This is a genomic window from Sphingomonas sp. 10B4 (genome assembly GCF_035019905.1).
Lineage (GTDB): Bacteria > Pseudomonadota > Alphaproteobacteria > Sphingomonadales > Sphingomonadaceae > Sphingomonas > Sphingomonas glacialis.
Map to the genome: position 1 here is coordinate 1 of NZ_JASJVC010000083.1, position 15,121 is coordinate 15,121.

Genomic DNA, 15,121 nt, shown 5'->3' on the forward strand with positions numbered 1-15,121 from the left:
CCTCGATCCAGCTCTTTGCACGCCGCATCGCAAGACTATGATATCACCCCGAATAATTATGAATCAGACTCTAAGACTTGCTGCGGTGATGCTGAGCGCAGCCGAAAATGGACGCGTTTATCGGCTGATCTATGGAAGTCAATTGGCGTTTATACGTCAGCTGAACAGCCTGGGCGCGGTTACTATGGACGCGGCCCGCCAGTTTTTCATAAGTCGGCGAGACTCAACGGTTACCTCGCCTCAATACAACTTCGAAGCATGGCTATCGTGGCTGAAAGGTCAGACTCTAATTGACATTACCGGCATAGGAGAACACGCGCAAATCAGCCTCACTCCCACGGCGCGCCATTTTCTATCTTGGATGGTCGCACAGGGGGCGTCCGACGAAAAGGCGCTATGAATTGCGCACAATCAATTCCGTAACTCGCTTGCCACCGCCGTGGGCGGTGCCGACGGTATAGGTTGTCCCGACTTCCTCAATCGCGAAGCGCCCGAACACTTCGCGTGCGCCACCTGTGGCGTTCACGGTGAGCACGAACTTTCCGGCGATGCCTGCGAGTTGATCGGCCAGCCTCTGGAAGTCGGCGCGCTCGAACGCTCCGGTTCCATAGTCGCCCTCGTTGTTCCAATAGGGCGGGTCGAGGAAAAACAGCGTGTCGGGGCGGTCGTATCGCCTGATGACCTCGCCATAAGGCAGGCATTCGATCGTGACGGGCGCCAGGCGCTCGTGCAGATCCTCGAGCATCGGAACCAGCTTGGTCAGATCGAACCGGCTGGGCGCGCCCGCGCTGACGCCGAAGGTGCGTCCGACGACGCGACCGCCGAACGCCGTGCGCTGAAGGTACAGGAAGCGCGCAGCGCGCTCGAGGTCGGTCAGCGTGTCCGGATCGACGGCGAGCAGGCGGTTGAACTCGGCGCGGCTCGACAGCTGCCATTTCAGCATGTCGAGGAATGCCTGATAATGCCGCTGCAGGATCCGGAAGAACGTAGCGACGTCGCGAGACAGGTCATTGATGACCTCGACGCGAGCTGGCGCTCGGCGACGCAGGAACACGCCGCCCATGCCGACGAACGGCTCGACGTAGGTTTGGTGGGGAGTGGCGGCGATAATCTCGCATAGTCGGCGGGATAGATTGCGCTTGCCGCCAAGATAGGGCGCAGCCGGGCGCACCGCGCCCAGAGTGGTCGTTACCGATTTCATAATGATTCGTGGCTCACATGACCGCGCCCGCTTAGCGGGTGCGGGATGGCCGGCTTTGCCGACCGGACGTGACGCGCCCGCCGCGCGTCGGCTTACCGGGCTGCAACCCGGACAGCCCCCGCGGCCTTCCGGCGCGGGCGTGTTCAAATTCCGAAGAAGCCGAGGCCGTTGCTCGGCTGCCGCTTTCATGAGACCCTCTGCTCATGCAACACCCGGACCCACCCGAACTGAACGACGATCCTGTCGAGGTGTCCGATGCCGAGTTGATCGCGGAGTATCAGAAGACCGACGGCGACCCGGCCAATCCCGATGTCGAGGCGATTGTGCGCGAGATCGAACGTCGCGGGCTCGATATCTAAAGTCGCGATCCGAATTTACGGAAAATCAACTTTCGTCCGTCATACAAGGGATGCGGCCGACGCCGGGGGCGTCGGCCGTTACCCGCAGATGATCAGCGCAATTCCGCCTCGACCGGCAGACCGCGGTCGAGCAGCGCTTTTAGGATCGCTTCATACGGTCGGTGACAGCTGTCCCACGCATGATCGCGCGGCGCCGCGGCGGCTGACCAGTAGGCGCGCAGCGGCGCGTCGTCCTTCAGGAACGGATAGAGCACCCGAAGCGCCAGGCGCACGTCTGCAGTCGCGATCGGCACGTCCAGCGCCCGGTAGGACGCGGCGTGGAGCACGGTCAGCGCGAGGTTCATCAGGATCGTCTCGGCGCGCTTGCGGCGGAGCTCGACGCGGTCCTGGCTGAAGGGCAGGGCCTCGACGCGGGTGTTCTGGCTGCCGCAGCGCGCGTTCCAGCATGGCAGGCTCGAGCGCACTGACGCCCAGTCCAGACCGGCGCGGTGCACCGTTCGATGATGGATTAGCGCCTCGCGATCACACATCCGGACATGGCCGCATTCGTTGCAGGTCACGCGCACCGCGGCCTCGATCCGGCGCAGGTCTGTTAGGGTTTTGATGGGGCCGACCATGGTCGCGGTGAAGCACATCGTGGCGCGATTCGGCTAGAACATTATGAGAACAAACGCGGCGGCTTATATCGGCGGGATGGACGATCCGACTCACGACGGCCGCTGCCGGCTCTGCACCGCGAACGACCTCGACGGGCTGCGCGAGGAAATGGCGGAGGCGCTATGGGAAAGCCGCCGGGATGGTACGCTGGACGACCGAGCTTGGGCAGAGGCGGGGCCGATGTGGCAGGTCATCTTTCGCGACTTCGGCGCGACTGCGGTCGACTCGATGCTCGAGCGCCATCGGGCGACAGTCTAAACCAGCATATGCGGCGCTCGATCTTTACGAATCATTGACTCTCTCCGGAGGTTGTTGCGAGTGGGAAACAACATGGGGAAGCCGTATGAACATTCTGAACGGCGAATTTTAACCAGGCACAGAAGTCCTGTGCTCTGGCATTTACACAGTCACCCACGGCAAAAATCATTTATCGCCGCACGACGTAATTTGTACGTTTGGGAGCACGTTTCCACATTGTCAAAGCTGCGATCAGCCTAAATTCAAGCTCAGAGTCGCCGCTATCCATGTGGAAGCACACGAGCAATTCCGCGTTCGGCGGAATTTGACGAGCAGCGCTTGAGCCCTCTGTAAGCATCCTAGCGTCGCGGACACTTTGGCAGACACAGAAAAGGCGCCCGAGGCGAAGCCCCGAGCGCCTTTTGCTTGGTATGCCGACAAATCAGAACGGATATGTGCCCGAAACATTGGTCACGATCGCGGCAGTTGAAGCTTTGATGTTGGCCGTTCCGAAATTTCCTTCGCCTGCCGCCGATGCCGTATTGCGGATTGCGACCGTCCCCGATGTCCCCAGGATCGGCGCGAAATAGCCGCTGAAAGTCACATTTGCGATATCCGGCATTGCCAGCCCGACCGGGTACTGCGGCAGGTAGGGGATGCCTGTGATGATCGAGAATGCCCCGCTCGCCGTCGTGTAAGCGTTGGTGGTGAAGGTCAGCGAAGTACGGAAGCTGATATGCTTGCCGGTCAAACGATATTGCGTCGTCGCGACTGAATTGTTGAAAGTCGCATCGCCCACCGTCTGGAACGTCGCGGCAGGTGAGGCGGCGAACAACGTGTCGAAATTGTAAAACCCCGCGCTGATCGTGCCGGGCAGCGTCACCCCCCAGCCGTTCATGGCCGGCGCATCGATCATGTGGGCCGAGTTCGCCGCGATCGCGATGCCCGTACCGGAACCCGAGCCGATGGCGGCAAAGCGCGGTTTGGTGATCGTGGCGACTCCGCCTGCAATATCGAAGAACGGCGCCGTGCGCGTCGTGTTCGCGCCATAGTTGATTACCGGGTGGTCGAGCGTCATCGTCCCGCTAGTGATGCGAAACGCGGGCGCTCCGGTGTTGATCGCATCGACATGACCGGTGGTCGCGGTGACGTTGGCACCCGCTACGAGGACGAAGGGCGTCGTGCCCCCTGCACCGAAGTACATGCGATAGGGGCCGAGCTCCCACTCTCCGCCCGTCAGGTTCATCGCATAGTCGTTCGCGATCGCGCTCGACTTGTACCAGTTCCCGATCTTGAGGTGATCGACAGCACCGTCGATGCGAGAATAGTTGCCATCAAGCGAAAGGCTTTCGATCGCACCGAAGGTGGCGTTACCGCCGCTGCCGGTCGCGAAAATGATGCGGCTCGAAAACGCCGTCATCTTGACGACCTGCAGTCCGTCTACCCGACCAAAGGTCGCGCAAGTGGTCGTTCCATCGGCATAAGCCTGAATCCGGTTCGCGTCGGAAAAACCGTGCGGCCAGCACGCGAGATGCTTGATCGCCACGAAATCGAGCGCGCCGTCGAACGCGATGCCGACATTGGCCGCGCCGATCTGCAGCGACTCCGCGCTCATGCCTCCGGTGTTTCCCGTCGCGTTGATGCCGTTCCACGCCCCTGTGATCTTGATCACGCCACCAAGATAGGCGCGCGACGCGTTCACCAGGCTGATCGCATAGGGGTATTGTGTGAAGCCGGCGCGGGTCGTGACGCTCGGCTGGTCGAATACGAAGCCCACGTCGTAAAGCCCGGCAAAGCTTTCCGATACGGCTGAGGTGACGGTGACGACCGCTCCCGCCGATAGGTTGAACGCGGCGGTCATATGGAGATAGCTCTTGCTCGGCCCGAACCCGATAAGGCGCTGGCCCGGTGCCGCAATCGTCGGCGCGTCGGAGATGATATAGCCGCCGGCGAGCTCGGGGATCACGACGCTCTTGCCGGTCGCGAGCGCGCGCGTGAAGGCGGGTGTCCAGTCAGCGTCTGCGGGGCGCTTGTAGTCGGTGACGTTGATGGTCCCGGCGCCGGCAAATGCCTTCTGAGCCAGCGTGTACGCCGGCGCTGCGAGGTCCGGCGCGCCATTGTATTGCGCCAGCGCGGGCTGCGCGGAAAACGCGAGCACGGCGATCAGCGCGCGCAACATGATCCTGATCACTGGCTTAAGCTCCCGGTATCGGTGACGCCGTTCGTGCCCGGCGTGATGGTGACACAGAATTGCGCGCTCGTCCGCTGCTCGGTAGCCACGAATTCGCTGAGCTGCGAGGAAACACTCGCGAAGGCGCCAGCGGTATAGGTGCCGTTCGCAAGCGTGATCGGCACGGCGGCCGCGCACGACCCCGCCGTGGTCACCGTCACGTTGATCGTTGCCGTGTCGGTGCTGGTCTTGGTCAGGTAGATCGCGCGGCCGGTCTGCGGCGTCCACGGTCCTACCGTCGTCGTCGTGCTGACCGACCAGGTTAGCGGGGTGGAGGTAGCGGGGGGGGTGACGGACGACATCGCCGGGATGCACATGCCGTTGTCGTCGTGATTGGCACAGGCTTGACCAAACGCAGGAGTGGCAAGGAAGAAGCACGCGGCGATGCTGGCCCGCAGAAGCAGGTTTTTCATGTCGATCCTTTCGGTGGGGAATGCGAGACGGGGGATGGTCATCCCCCCGGACGTTTCTGCGTCAGTTCTTGGGGCAGTCCGCGGGCGCGCTGCCAGTCGTCCAGATCGCCGTGAGACAGCGCCGCTCCTGCTTCACGCCAGCGGCGTGCGTGTTGGCCTTGGCGACGTCGCCGATCGCCTCCGCGAGAAGCGCGCCCATCGCCTGCAGATAGCCCTGATCGATCTCGACCATGACGCCCGTCTCGGGGTGACCGAGCGGCTTGAGGTGGAAGGCCTGGACGAATTCAGGGTTGAGCGTCGGCAGCATCGGCCTGTCCGTTCGCGCGTTCGACGAGGGCATCGAAGGATGCAGACAGGCTGCGAGTGTCAACGCGAGCGGGAGGATCGCCAGCAGGCGGAGCGGGTATGGCAATCGCATCGGTCATTTCCTTGAGCTTGGCTTGCACGAGATCGGTCGTCGCGGCGTCGACGCGCGCCATGCGCTTCCCGATCGCATCGGTGGTCGTCTGGGCTTTCGTGGTATCGGCCTTGGATTCGGCGACGGTCCTCGCGTCGGCGGCGACGTCGCGCTTCTCGATCTTCGCTGCGCCTTTCGTCTCGCCGGCCTTCTCGCCATGGAGGTAGACCACCAGCAGCAGGATCAACGCAGCGAGGATCGCATACACCCACCAGGGGAGCGCCTTAAGGAAGGCACCGATGCGCCCAAAGATGGCCTTTTCGGCAAGCCATGCGCCGATGGTGGCGAACATCAGCACCCACTCCCGCCGTCACCGCGGCCTTCACGCGCGTTCACTGTTTCACCGTCGCAACCGCATCCGGCGTGCGCGCGTCGCCCGCGATCGTGGTCAGCTGCTGGGCACGCTCGCGCGTCTTGATCTGACCGGCAACGATCGGCCAGACGATCGCGCCGACCGAACCGAGCAAGATCCCAGCGTCGTTCCCGATCCAGCCTTTGCCGATCGCGAAGGCCATGACCGGCGGCGCGATCTGGCGCACGGCCGCCCAGAGCTGATCGGGCAGCGGCGAGCTGTTGACGGCGATCGGCGGCGTCGTGTCATCGGTCATTTCGGCAGATCCTTCATGCAAAGGGCGCGCTCGGCGGCGCGGCGGTTGGCGAGCCCGGCGACGACGCGGCCGCCGGCCTTGTTCCACATCAGGAAAGCGTCGCAGGCGGCGGCCCACTGGCGCGCGTCGAAGCGGCGATCGACGGTCGAGCCGCAGTAGGCCTTGACGCCGATATTGTAGGCGAGGCTGGTCGCGGCGGCCCATTGGTTGTCGCGCCCGCGTAGGCCGGGCGAGCACGCCGCCACTTGCTGAGCAAAGCCCGCGAGCCGCGTGTCGAGCTTCACCGCGCAGCCAGCCGGCGTCTCCTTCGGCGACGTCGCGGAGACCCCGAGGGTCTCCCCGTCGCACTGCGTCCAGACCCCCACGATATCGCGGTAGGGCACCAGGTGCTGTTGCCCGCCGCTTTCCCAGCCCGAGACGAACGGGGAGAGGATAGTGGCGCAGGTGAGGCCCACTGCGGCGACGAGGGCGCCGACAGCGGGCTTGGTCGGCGCGCGCGCGGGTGCGGCCGCCTGGGGAGGCGTTTGCGACATTCGGTGTCTCCGGATGAGGGTTAGGCTTCGGGCGCGCCGTCGTCGGCGTGATCGTATGTCGCCGCGGTCGCGATAATCCCGCGCGACAGGTCGTCCTGCTCGAGCGCGTCTTCAGCTTGTTGCGTCAGCGCGTCGAGCGACGGGCTCGGCGGCACTACTGGGAAGGCCTGAGCGAACGTGCTTTCGAATATCCCGACCCTCGCGCTGCGGTGATGGGTCAGCGCCCTCTCGACCGGCGGCGCGATCATCGCGAATATCGCAATCACAAAAAAGAGTTCGCCCAGGCCTGTCATGGTGCCTTGTCCTTGTCTGGTTTGAGCAAGGCGAGCGTGGTCTCAATTCGGATCGTGCGACCGTCGATCGCGCTCAGTTTCTCGATAGTGGCTTCTTTGTCCTTGTCCTGCTGATCGACGCGGATCCGCAGATCGTGCGCCTGGCTCTCGACCTCGGTGAGGCGTTGGGTGACGCCGCCGTAGAAGAAGGCTCCCCCGGCGAGCATGGCTGCAATGGTGATCGCTGGCGCGAAATCGTGCCACCACGGGCGCGGCGGCGAGGGCGGGGTGCTAGCCATGACGGCGGGCAGTCTGTTGGACCGTCACGCTCATTTGGCGCGGAACTTCGCGAGCGGGGCGGAGGGGAACCACAAGACGCGGCCGGCGACCTCGATCCCCACTGGGCGGCCGTTTTCGTAGATCAGATTTTCCATGGGCTGAGCCTTTCGGATCGAATGGGCGGGGGCGATCAGGCGCCGTTACCGCGCGCCTGCCACGCGAACTGGAATCCAGTGCCTGTGACGTTCGTGTTGGTGTTGACGGTGAAGCTCGTGCTGGTCGGGCCGGGCGATACCCAGAATTCGGTGATCCCGCTCGCGGAGCGGCTACCCAGCGGCGTGAGCGTGATATTCCCAGCGCCGGGGGTGGTTCCGAGACCGTGCGGGACGACGATCGATGAGGTGCCCACCGCGATGGATGCTTGGCCTTGGCTGCTGGTGACAAACCCGACGGGGTTGTCGGCGATCACGATGTCGGTGCCGCCCGAGGTGTTGCCGATCGAGCCCGACGCGTTGTTGAGGAACTGGCCGCCTGCAATGCGAATATGATCGCAGGCGCCATTCATGGTGAGGCCAAAGCCCGACCCGCCTTGGCCGTTGCCATTCGATCCGAATACGCCTTGCGTGCCGCACATCGGATTCGTGATGTGGATATGCGTCGGAGTCGTATCGCCGCCGGCGTCGTAAATCTGGATGCCGTGGCTGTTGTTGAACAGCGCGATCGGATTGTCGAGGAACAGGTTCCTGCTGTATTTCCCGGAGATGATGAACCCGGCGGCATAGACGTTCACGGTCGAGCTGATCTGCGACGATCCCCACGGCGAGGTGAAGAACGAGTTGATGCTGTCGTTGATGACCCAGTTGTACGAGGCCGACGTGTCGCCGACGCAGGTGACGAAGAAGTTGTTCTCGTTCGGCTGCGACGAGGGGGTCGCGGAGGCCAGCTTCCATCCGGTGGCGTTGTAATAGGCCGTGCAGTTGATCGTGTACATGCCCTGGCAGCCGTCGTACCAGATGCCGAGCCCCTCGTTCGCATCCGAGCGGTTGTTCGCCAGATATCCGTCGATGCAGTTCGCGAAGTACATCCCCGCGGTGGAGCAAGCCTGCGCCTCGTTGTTGGTGAACATGAACTGCGAGCAGCCGCTGATCTTGATGCCGGTTGCGAGCTTTGACGGGGAATTGTGGAACCGGAGCGCGTCCAATCGGAACTGCCCGACTTTCTGGATCAGCACCCCTGAGCCGAGAACGCCCGACTGACTGGCAAACGCGAGACCGCGGATGCCGCCGCCATAGGTCATCGTGCTCGTGTTGCCCCAGGTGAAGGCATATTGCGATGCGGAGCCGTTGACGATCGTCGCCGCGCCGGGCGCGCTGGTCGTCAGCCAGACGTTCGGGAACGAGTGCGCAAGCGAGGTGCTGCCGGTGTTGACCAAATACCTCTTGCCGGCGGAAAACTGAACCTCGCCGCCGCCGCGGCGGTTGATCTCGGTGATTGCCGCCATGACCGCGACGGTATCGTCCGCGATGCCGTCTCCTACCGCCAGGAACGGGTCGTCGTGGACATTGACGACCTGCTGCGATTTTGCACCATGGCTCCCCGGGTCGTAGGTCGCTCCGTGACTGAAGCCCGCCAGTCCCGCGCCTGCGGTGGTCGACAGCAGCGCGGTCGTCGGGCGAGCCGCGAACGCGCTGGCCTGCGGGGTCGAGATCGGCTTGCTGACATCGCTGGTATTGTCGACCGCAGCGAGACCGATGGTGGACTTGGTGACCGTCGGCGACGGTCCGCCCACGAAGCCGGACATGCTGTCATAGGACTCGGGGACCGACAGCGTCTTCAGCAGTCGCGTGAGGACCTGGGCGGCGAGCACATGGAAATAGGTCGTCGGGTGGATGCCATCGGTCGTCGGATAATTCGCGGCGCCGTTCGTGTTCCAGACGCCCGGTCGCGACGTCGATTCGACGAGCTCATTCGGGTCGTACCAATAGTCGATCGCGCCGTTGGCGTAGTTCTTGATCCAGGCGTTGAACTGGTCCCGCGTCTCTCCGACGCCGAAGCCCGACACTGGGGCTTGCGCGGTCGTCGTAGCCCAGGAATCGCTGCTGGTGGTGCGCGGGAACAGCGTGCTGGCAATCACCTTCATGCCGCGCATGCGCATCGCGACCGAGATCTCGGTGAGCCGTGCCTGAAGGTCCGAGAACGTCGCGCCCTGTGCGATGTCGTTCGTGCCCATCGCGATCAGGCCGTGCGTGCCGTACTCGTACATGCTCCGGCGAAGCCAGCCGCTGCGCAGCGTGGCCGAGAGTATCGTGTCCGATCCACGCGACATTCGAACCTGCGGGATGACGGCGCCGTTCACGCTCTGCATCGCTCGCGCGATATAGCCGTCGATCAGCGAGACCGTGGCGTCGCCGGTGCCATCGCCGATCGAATCGGAATGCCAAACGATCGAGACCTGCCCCGCCTCCGTCCGGCCGATCGCGGCAAGCGGACCATAACCGCCCGACGAGGGCTGCCCGCCGGTGGGTGCGGTCAGCGCGCCCGTGCCGTAAACTTGGGTCGTAGAGCTGTTCGAGTCATAGCACGCCTCGCCGTCGACGAAGGCGTAATAGCCCTGCGGCCATGCTCCGCCCGCGGACACCGTAACCGTCGTCCGGACGAAGAAGGTCCCGCCGACGCTGGCCTGATTCGGATCGAACATGAGGCCGGGGATTGGATCGCTGATGACGATTGCGCCGGGATCGATGACCACCTGCTTGCGACCGCCGAACGTGACCGGAACCGCCACCTGCGGGCTATACGGAGGCTCGACGGCGGCGGCGATCGTGATCGCGTTCGGGCCCGGCGTCTCGCCGACGCCGTTGGCACCGACGTAGAAATTGCCGAACACCAAGCACATGCCGTGGACGGAGCCCTGCGGCGTATAGGCCTGCAGGCGGCTTTCGTTGCGCGTGTATCCCGTGACCGCCGCGCCCGCCATCGTCTTGAAGCGGGTCGAGACCGCCTGAAGGGGTTTCCCGCTGCGGGGCGGGACCGTCGGCGCGATATAATCGTCGCGTGCGATCCACTGGGCGTTCTGACCGAAACCGAACTGCAGACCGGTGATGCCAAGCGTCTGACCTGCGGGGCTCTCGATGCACATGCGCCACACGACCGCGCCGGCCGGAACATTGCCGGTAAGCGAATACGCCGCCGCGCGCGCGGACAGGACGCGCTCGAGCGTCATCGGATAAGGCGACCCGACCACCACGCCCGATGCGTCGTAGAACCGGATGGCGGGAGCGCCGAAGCCGAGGTCGACCGAAGTCTGCACGTAACCACGGATGAAGATGGAGTCGCCCGCGTCGAGCGCCGGAACATCGCCACCCACGCCCGGCTTCAAGGTGTCGGCATTGAACGCCCCCCGGGAAAACCCGAGGCCGAGCAGCGCGCTATCGGTGATGTCGCCGATCGCGGTGGTTCCCAACAGGCGCTGCGCTTTGTCCATCTGCTGGCCGAAGCGCAGGAGGTTGAACACCATCCCGCCGTACTGATCGCCCACGATCGGCATCCCGCCGGCTGCCGTGACGAAGCCGTCGCGCACGGTCGCGATGATGACCTTGCGCTCGTCGCTGACGAACGGAACGTCGGTCGTGATGGCGAACGGCGCGCGCTCGGCCAGCGCCTCGTCATAATTGTAATAGATACGCGCTTCCTGACCAGCGGGTGCGGTCAGGTCGATCGGCCAATAGGCCGAGGCGCTGGTCCCGGTGTCGGGAGGCGTGCTGGCTTCGAAGACGCCGACGCGCGCGGAATAGCGGTAGGCTGCGGGGACGAGCAGCGTCCCGCCGTCGATCACCAGCGGCGATGCGAATGTGATCCGCGCGGTGCGAGCATAGCTCTCGTTGGTCAGTGCGGTCGAAAGAGCCGGCACCGCCGCGGCAGAAGCGGCGGCAGCAGTGGCGCTGGACACAGCGATACCGACCTGTGTGTCGAGCCCGCCGAGATCGTAGAAGGCCTGGCGGCGAATCGTCGGGGCAAGCCCGGTGGGATCGACGTAATCGTAGACCTCGTTCGCGGCCGCAAACCCGATCTTCCCGGTCGAATCTGCGGCGACAGGGTTGGCGAGGCTGTTGCCGTTGATGTCGTAGAGCGCGGCGAGGGTGGCCTCGGGCGCGAAAGCCATGACGACGGCATCGGCGAGGTTGTGCGAAGGGATGCCGCGGGCCTTGAGCGTCTTCTTGCTCTCGACCTTCATGCGGCCATTGATGCTCTCGCGCTTCGGCTGGGCCAATTCGGCCTGCAGCTTGTCGCGCAGTGGCAGATCGCGCGGGATCGAGATGAGCAGGTCGCGGTCGTAAGGCAGACCGCGCCGTGCCTGCCAGGTGTTGCGAAAGCGGTCGGCCAAGAGACCCCAGCCTTGCGCCTTTAGGTTCGCGAACATGTCGCCGTGCGTCTTGCCCGGCTGATATTCGCGTTCCGGGCTGTCCGGCGATTCCGATGCAGTCCAGCCGACGAATGATGCTTTCGCGATCGTCGGCGACCGAGCCAACGCTTCGCGCTGCAGCCGCTGCATCTCGCCGGGGACGGATGCGCCGACGCCGATGTCGTCGATATGCAGATTGTCCAGACCCTGACGCGTCACGACATCGTAAGCGTGTGAGGCCGCGGCGTTCGGATTCTCGTCCTGCCACTCTTCGAGACCTGAGAGGGTGCAGCCATAGCGCCAGGCGATCGCGTTAGGATCGTTCGCCTTCGGCGCTGCTGTGTCGCCCTCGACCCCGCCAGAGACGTCGAGTCCGCCCATCTTGCCGCCGCCCATGGGGAAGCCGGGGATGTCGATGTGCGCGTCGACGGCGGCCTCGATCCAGGCCGTTTTGATGATCGCGAGCGCGTTGTCCGAAACCGGCTCGCCCATGTAGACGTAGCGGTAAAGCTCCGGGTCGGTCTGCCGCATCAACTCCGCGTCGTCGGCCAACTCCTTCGGGAACCGGGGGTTCTCGGTGAAATTGATCTTACGGACGATGCAGTAGGGCTTGCCGTCCTTCTCGGCCGGATATTTCGGGTTGGCGACGAAACGCTGATAGGTCTCTTCGAGCGGGTTCTCCGGGTTGAACGAGACCCAGATTTCCGACCCGTCCTTGCGCATCGTCGGAATCAGCGCGTTCCAGCTTTCGGCTGAGACGGGGTTCGCTTCCTCCAGCCAGGCGGCGTCGAAGTTCGAAAAGCCTTTCAGCTTCTGCGTGTTCAGGCGCTTGGCGTTCGACTTGATGCCGGAGAATTTGATGACGCCGCCAGAGGTGCGGCATTTGATCTCGGTCTTGAGGATCTCGAAAAAACGCCCGAGGTCGCGGCGTTCGATCTCGGCGATGAACTCCTGATAGACGCTGTCCGCGATCGACTCCATGATCTCGCGGAAGCAGACCAGGCGCCAGCCGTGATAAAGCACGTTGCTGGTGAGAATCGTCGTGATCGTGCGCGTCTTGGCGCTGCCGCGGCCGCCATAGGCGACTTTGAAGCGAGCGGGCTGGAGATAGTCCCGATATGCCGGGAAGATCTCCAGAACCTCCGGAGTCACGTCTCGGTGATGTTGTAGACCGGCAGCGGCGGTGTCATCGACCCGTCGGAACTGGTATGATCGACACGCTCCTTGAACGCCTGAACGTCGATGTGCTTGCCGATCAACTCGAGGCGCTTCACGCGGTCCGACAGCTTCATTTTCACGATGGTCCCAGCACCGCCGCCGACGCTCTCAACGTCGAGCCCGGCCACTAAACCCGTGCGCCAGATGATCGGCCAATCCTTGACGGCCTTCACTCGGCCTGCTTCGTCATAGAGATCTGCGATGTCGGCTTCGACCTCCTGCGCTAGCCGCGTCAGCAGCCAGTCGGCGTTAATTTTGGTGCGCTTGCTGCGCGCCTCCATCGCTTCGGCGATCGCAGCGGCGACATGCGGCAGCGCGACCAGCTCGCAAGCATGGTGGTTCGCATATTTGGTTGAATACCCGGCGCGGATCGCAGCCTGCCCAGCGTTCAGATCGCGCATGAACTCGACGACGAACAGCTGCTGCCGAACGGTCAGGGGCTTCGACGCGTCGGCCTTGGGCGCGCGAGCCTTGGGCTTCACAGCCATCGGGAATCTCCATGGAATAGGCGCCGGTCACTGGCGCCGCCGCAGATGATCACCCCCTTCCGCGTTGCACGAGGGGCAGGCGTTGCACCCGCAGGACCGGCTATCGCCCCGGCTAGCGTCCGCTACTCGGCGAGAATGTCAGGCGAGGCCCATCCGGCGCGTGTCGGCGATCGACCGCGGCTGGTCGGGTATCAGGTGAAAATGGCCCTTCATGCCGCCCCAGCCTGCGGTGATGGCGGTCAGCGCGAACGCGACCAGCACGGCGCACATGGCGCAGACGAGCGAATAGAGGCTCTCGAAAAAGCGCATGATCAATCCTTTCGGGGGGCGTTGATAAAAAGAAACCCCCGAAGCCGTGCGGCGCGGGGGCAACTCTAAGAACTTGCGCTCTATGCCTGAGGTCACGCCCGGATTGCAAGGGGTTTCGCGAGCTGGGTCGCGATTTGTTCCGGCAGGCTCGGTGCAGCAGGATCACAACGCGCGGTAGACAAAAAATGCCGCCGCGACCGCGATAAAAGCGAGCAGCCATTTTACCATCCGGAGCTGCGCATTGAGTGACGAAAGTTGCGACACCAGCAACACGACGTCTTGCCTTGTATGAACTACCGCTCGGGCCACATCGTCCTGATCGTATTGAGAGAATTCTGCATTCCGCTGCTCTGCCGCCCGAACGCTGTCTTGCAGGCGCGCGGCCCTGTCGTCCCATTGATTCATGCCATGCACCTTCCGCTAAGGTCGCGCGGACCCTTAATACCATCCTACCGCGCAGCATGAATACCGGTAATCCCTGCGCCGCTTTTCGTATCCTACGGTTGACATTCGTTGTCAACCATGGGATACAATCGCTATGTTCGAGATCCGCCAGATACCTGCATTTTCGGATTGGATCGACGGGCTTCGCGATCTGCGTGCGCAGGCGAAGGTTCTGACCCGAATTCGTCGGGCATCGCTCGGCAACCTCGGGGACGTGAAATACTTCGACGGAATCGGCGAGATGCGGATCGACTATGGCCCCGGCTACCGCGTCTACTTCGTCAATCGGGGCAAGGAAATCGTGATCCTGCTCTGCGGCGGGGATAAGGGTTCGCAGGACCGCGACATCAAGCAGGCCAAAAAGCTCGCAAAGGAACTGGAATGATGGGCATCAAGACGACCGCATGGGATGTTACCGCGCATCTGGACAGCGAGGAAAAGATTGCCGCCTATCTCGACGCCGTGTTCGAGGAAGGCGACTTCGAACTGATCAAAGCGGCGATCGGCGACGTCGCTCGCGCGCGAGGCATGACCGAAGTTGCGAACAACTCGGGCATCACGCGCGCTGGGTTGTACAAGGCGCTCGGCGAAGGCGGCAACCCGTCGTTGGCGACGGTTCTTTCGGTGTTGAAGACTATGGGCGTGCAGCTTCGTGCGGCGCCTGCCTCGAACGATGCGGGGCCCGCTCCGGCTGTGCGCGACAGAGCTATGGCCTAGTCGCCAGGTCTACAGCGTTCGTAGTATACGCTGCGACACCGGTCGGCCCGAGCAAGCCAAGATCGCTGTTCTGCGGGCGCGAGGCCGTGTTATCCGCGATCGTCTGCAGCAGTTCCTTCATGCGCACCATCTCTACCCGCAGCGCGCTGACCTGGCTGTTCAGATGCTTCAGCTCGCTCTCGGTCGTGGCATGCGGCGACCTGATGCGTGTGTTAATGTCCAATGGCTTTGTTGCAAAACTGACGTTGGGGATTCCCGTAGGGAATCGAGTGGGATAGATGGGCGTGATGCCCAAAC

General features: G+C 63.5%; 20 protein-coding genes. 5 read left to right on the forward strand and 15 right to left on the reverse strand.

Going from position 1 to position 15,121, the window contains the following annotated elements; all coding sequences use genetic code 11:
• Positions 1–400: hypothetical protein (locus QN347_RS16765; protein WP_323494191.1), on the forward strand; the 400-nt coding region annotated here is incomplete at its 5' end.
• Here the strand turns inward: QN347_RS16765 and QN347_RS16770 are convergent.
• Entirely contained in the window at positions 395–1,201 is an 807-nt protein-coding gene (locus QN347_RS16770; protein ID WP_322164193.1) for a DNA adenine methylase, read from the reverse strand. The two genes, QN347_RS16765 and QN347_RS16770, sit on opposite strands and share 6 nt — an antisense overlap.
• 203 nt (positions 1,202–1,404) lie before the next feature.
• Between QN347_RS16770 and QN347_RS16775 the strand changes: the two genes are divergently transcribed.
• Positions 1,405–1,560 (forward strand): hypothetical protein, encoded by a 156-nt coding sequence (locus tag QN347_RS16775; protein WP_322163168.1) that lies wholly within the window; start codon positions 1,405–1,407, stop codon positions 1,558–1,560.
• A gap of 92 nt (positions 1,561–1,652) precedes the next feature.
• Here the strand turns inward: QN347_RS16775 and QN347_RS16780 are convergent, their stop codons facing one another.
• Positions 1,653–2,195 (reverse strand): hypothetical protein, encoded by a 543-nt coding sequence (locus QN347_RS16780; protein ID WP_322163170.1) that lies wholly within the window; start codon positions 2,193–2,195, stop codon positions 1,653–1,655.
• Positions 2,196–2,253: 58 nt separating this feature from the next.
• Here QN347_RS16780 and QN347_RS16785 point away from each other — a divergent pair, with 58 nt between their 5' ends.
• Positions 2,254–2,475 carry a hypothetical protein gene (locus tag QN347_RS16785; protein WP_322163172.1) on the forward strand — a complete coding sequence of 74 codons (222 nt, stop codon included), beginning with the start codon at positions 2,254–2,256 and terminating at the stop codon, positions 2,473–2,475.
• A 421-nt stretch (positions 2,476–2,896) separates the two neighbouring features.
• On the opposite strand, the gene QN347_RS16790 is transcribed toward QN347_RS16785, so the two are convergent.
• From QN347_RS16790 to QN347_RS16845, 12 genes are all read right to left on the reverse strand, one after another.
• On the reverse strand, positions 2,897–4,645 hold the full coding sequence (locus QN347_RS16790) for a hypothetical protein (protein WP_323494192.1): 1,749 nt from the start codon (positions 4,643–4,645) through the stop codon (positions 2,897–2,899).
• Positions 4,642–5,097, reverse strand: coding sequence for a hypothetical protein (locus tag QN347_RS16795; protein ID WP_323494194.1), 456 nt, complete (start codon positions 5,095–5,097; stop codon positions 4,642–4,644). The genes QN347_RS16790 and QN347_RS16795 overlap by 4 nt, the downstream gene beginning before the upstream one ends.
• Before the next feature lie 61 nt (positions 5,098–5,158).
• Positions 5,159–5,404 (reverse strand): hypothetical protein, encoded by a 246-nt coding sequence (locus tag QN347_RS16800; RefSeq protein ID WP_322163177.1) that lies wholly within the window; start codon positions 5,402–5,404, stop codon positions 5,159–5,161.
• The gene (locus QN347_RS16805; RefSeq protein WP_322163179.1) at positions 5,382–5,846 is read right to left on the reverse strand and encodes a hypothetical protein; all 465 of its coding nucleotides are present in this window, start codon (positions 5,844–5,846) and stop codon (positions 5,382–5,384) included. The genes QN347_RS16800 and QN347_RS16805 overlap by 23 nt, the downstream gene beginning before the upstream one ends.
• Positions 5,847–5,886: 40 nt before the next feature.
• Entirely contained in the window at positions 5,887–6,162 is a 276-nt protein-coding gene (locus QN347_RS16810) for a hypothetical protein (RefSeq protein WP_322163181.1), read from the reverse strand.
• Positions 6,159–6,695: a lysozyme gene (locus tag QN347_RS16815; RefSeq protein ID WP_322163183.1), complete on the reverse strand. Its 537-nt coding sequence runs from the start codon at positions 6,693–6,695 to the stop codon at positions 6,159–6,161. The genes QN347_RS16810 and QN347_RS16815 overlap by 4 nt, the downstream gene beginning before the upstream one ends.
• Before the next feature lie 20 nt (positions 6,696–6,715).
• Positions 6,716–6,988: a hypothetical protein gene (locus QN347_RS16820; protein ID WP_322163185.1), complete on the reverse strand. Its 273-nt coding sequence runs from the start codon at positions 6,986–6,988 to the stop codon at positions 6,716–6,718.
• Positions 6,985–7,266 carry a hypothetical protein gene (locus tag QN347_RS16825; RefSeq protein ID WP_189675041.1) on the reverse strand — a complete coding sequence of 94 codons (282 nt, stop codon included), beginning with the start codon at positions 7,264–7,266 and terminating at the stop codon, positions 6,985–6,987. The genes QN347_RS16820 and QN347_RS16825 overlap by 4 nt, the downstream gene beginning before the upstream one ends.
• Positions 7,267–7,436: 170 nt before the next feature.
• Positions 7,437–12,800, reverse strand: a complete 5,364-nt coding sequence (locus QN347_RS16830; RefSeq protein WP_322163187.1) for a PBSX family phage terminase large subunit — start codon at positions 12,798–12,800, stop codon at positions 7,437–7,439.
• On the reverse strand, positions 12,797–13,354 hold the full coding sequence (locus QN347_RS16835) for a terminase small subunit (RefSeq protein ID WP_322163189.1): 558 nt from the start codon (positions 13,352–13,354) through the stop codon (positions 12,797–12,799). Before QN347_RS16835 ends, QN347_RS16830 begins: the two co-directional genes overlap by 4 nt.
• A 138-nt stretch (positions 13,355–13,492) precedes the next feature.
• On the reverse strand, positions 13,493–13,663 hold the full coding sequence (locus tag QN347_RS16840; RefSeq protein ID WP_322163191.1) for a hypothetical protein: 171 nt from the start codon (positions 13,661–13,663) through the stop codon (positions 13,493–13,495).
• A 162-nt stretch (positions 13,664–13,825) separates the two neighbouring features.
• Positions 13,826–14,068 (reverse strand): hypothetical protein, encoded by a 243-nt coding sequence (locus QN347_RS16845; RefSeq protein ID WP_322163192.1) that lies wholly within the window; start codon positions 14,066–14,068, stop codon positions 13,826–13,828.
• Positions 14,069–14,201: 133 nt separating this feature from the next.
• Between QN347_RS16845 and QN347_RS16850 the strand changes: the two genes are divergently transcribed.
• Entirely contained in the window at positions 14,202–14,492 is a 291-nt protein-coding gene (locus QN347_RS16850) for a type II toxin-antitoxin system RelE/ParE family toxin (protein WP_322163194.1), read from the forward strand.
• Complete coding sequence (locus QN347_RS16855; RefSeq protein WP_322163196.1) at positions 14,489–14,824, forward strand: addiction module antidote protein; 336 nt, start codon at positions 14,489–14,491, stop codon at positions 14,822–14,824. The genes QN347_RS16850 and QN347_RS16855 overlap by 4 nt, the downstream gene beginning before the upstream one ends.
• Here the strand turns inward: QN347_RS16855 and QN347_RS16860 are convergent.
• Positions 14,814–15,121 (reverse strand): hypothetical protein (locus tag QN347_RS16860; RefSeq protein ID WP_323494197.1); only part of this gene is annotated, 308 nt, incomplete at its 5' end. The genes QN347_RS16855 and QN347_RS16860 overlap by 11 nt on opposite strands.

What these genes read in the sequence shown, in the direction of transcription:
- QN347_RS16800 (WP_322163177.1), bottom strand. Translation starts at nt 5,404, where the DNA reads ATGCTGCCGACGCTCAACCCTGAATTCGTCCAGGCCTTCCACCTCAAG.
- QN347_RS16845 (WP_322163192.1), bottom strand. Translation starts at nt 14,068, where the DNA reads ATGAATCAATGGGACGACAGGGCCGCGCGCCTGCAAGACAGCGTTCGG.
- QN347_RS16815 (WP_322163183.1), bottom strand. Translation starts at nt 6,695, where the DNA reads ATGTCGCAAACGCCTCCCCAGGCGGCCGCACCCGCGCGCGCGCCGACC.
- QN347_RS16805 (WP_322163179.1), bottom strand. Translation starts at nt 5,846, where the DNA reads ATGTTCGCCACCATCGGCGCATGGCTTGCCGAAAAGGCCATCTTTGGG.
- QN347_RS16810 (WP_322163181.1), bottom strand. Translation starts at nt 6,162, where the DNA reads ATGACCGATGACACGACGCCGCCGATCGCCGTCAACAGCTCGCCGCTG.
- QN347_RS16825 (WP_189675041.1), bottom strand. Translation starts at nt 7,266, where the DNA reads ATGGCTAGCACCCCGCCCTCGCCGCCGCGCCCGTGGTGGCACGATTTC.
- QN347_RS16775 (WP_322163168.1), top strand. Translation starts at nt 1,405, where the DNA reads ATGCAACACCCGGACCCACCCGAACTGAACGACGATCCTGTCGAGGTG.
- QN347_RS16835 (WP_322163189.1), bottom strand. Translation starts at nt 13,354, where the DNA reads ATGGCTGTGAAGCCCAAGGCTCGCGCGCCCAAGGCCGACGCGTCGAAG.
- QN347_RS16770 (WP_322164193.1), bottom strand. Translation starts at nt 1,201, where the DNA reads ATGAAATCGGTAACGACCACTCTGGGCGCGGTGCGCCCGGCTGCGCCC.
- QN347_RS16855 (WP_322163196.1), top strand. Translation starts at nt 14,489, where the DNA reads ATGATGGGCATCAAGACGACCGCATGGGATGTTACCGCGCATCTGGAC.
- QN347_RS16785 (WP_322163172.1), top strand. Translation starts at nt 2,254, where the DNA reads ATGGACGATCCGACTCACGACGGCCGCTGCCGGCTCTGCACCGCGAAC.
- QN347_RS16820 (WP_322163185.1), bottom strand. Translation starts at nt 6,988, where the DNA reads ATGACAGGCCTGGGCGAACTCTTTTTTGTGATTGCGATATTCGCGATG.
- QN347_RS16840 (WP_322163191.1), bottom strand. Translation starts at nt 13,663, where the DNA reads ATGCGCTTTTTCGAGAGCCTCTATTCGCTCGTCTGCGCCATGTGCGCC.
- QN347_RS16795 (WP_323494194.1), bottom strand. Translation starts at nt 5,097, where the DNA reads ATGAAAAACCTGCTTCTGCGGGCCAGCATCGCCGCGTGCTTCTTCCTT.
- QN347_RS16850 (WP_322163194.1), top strand. Translation starts at nt 14,202, where the DNA reads ATGTTCGAGATCCGCCAGATACCTGCATTTTCGGATTGGATCGACGGG.
- QN347_RS16780 (WP_322163170.1), bottom strand. Translation starts at nt 2,195, where the DNA reads ATGTGCTTCACCGCGACCATGGTCGGCCCCATCAAAACCCTAACAGAC.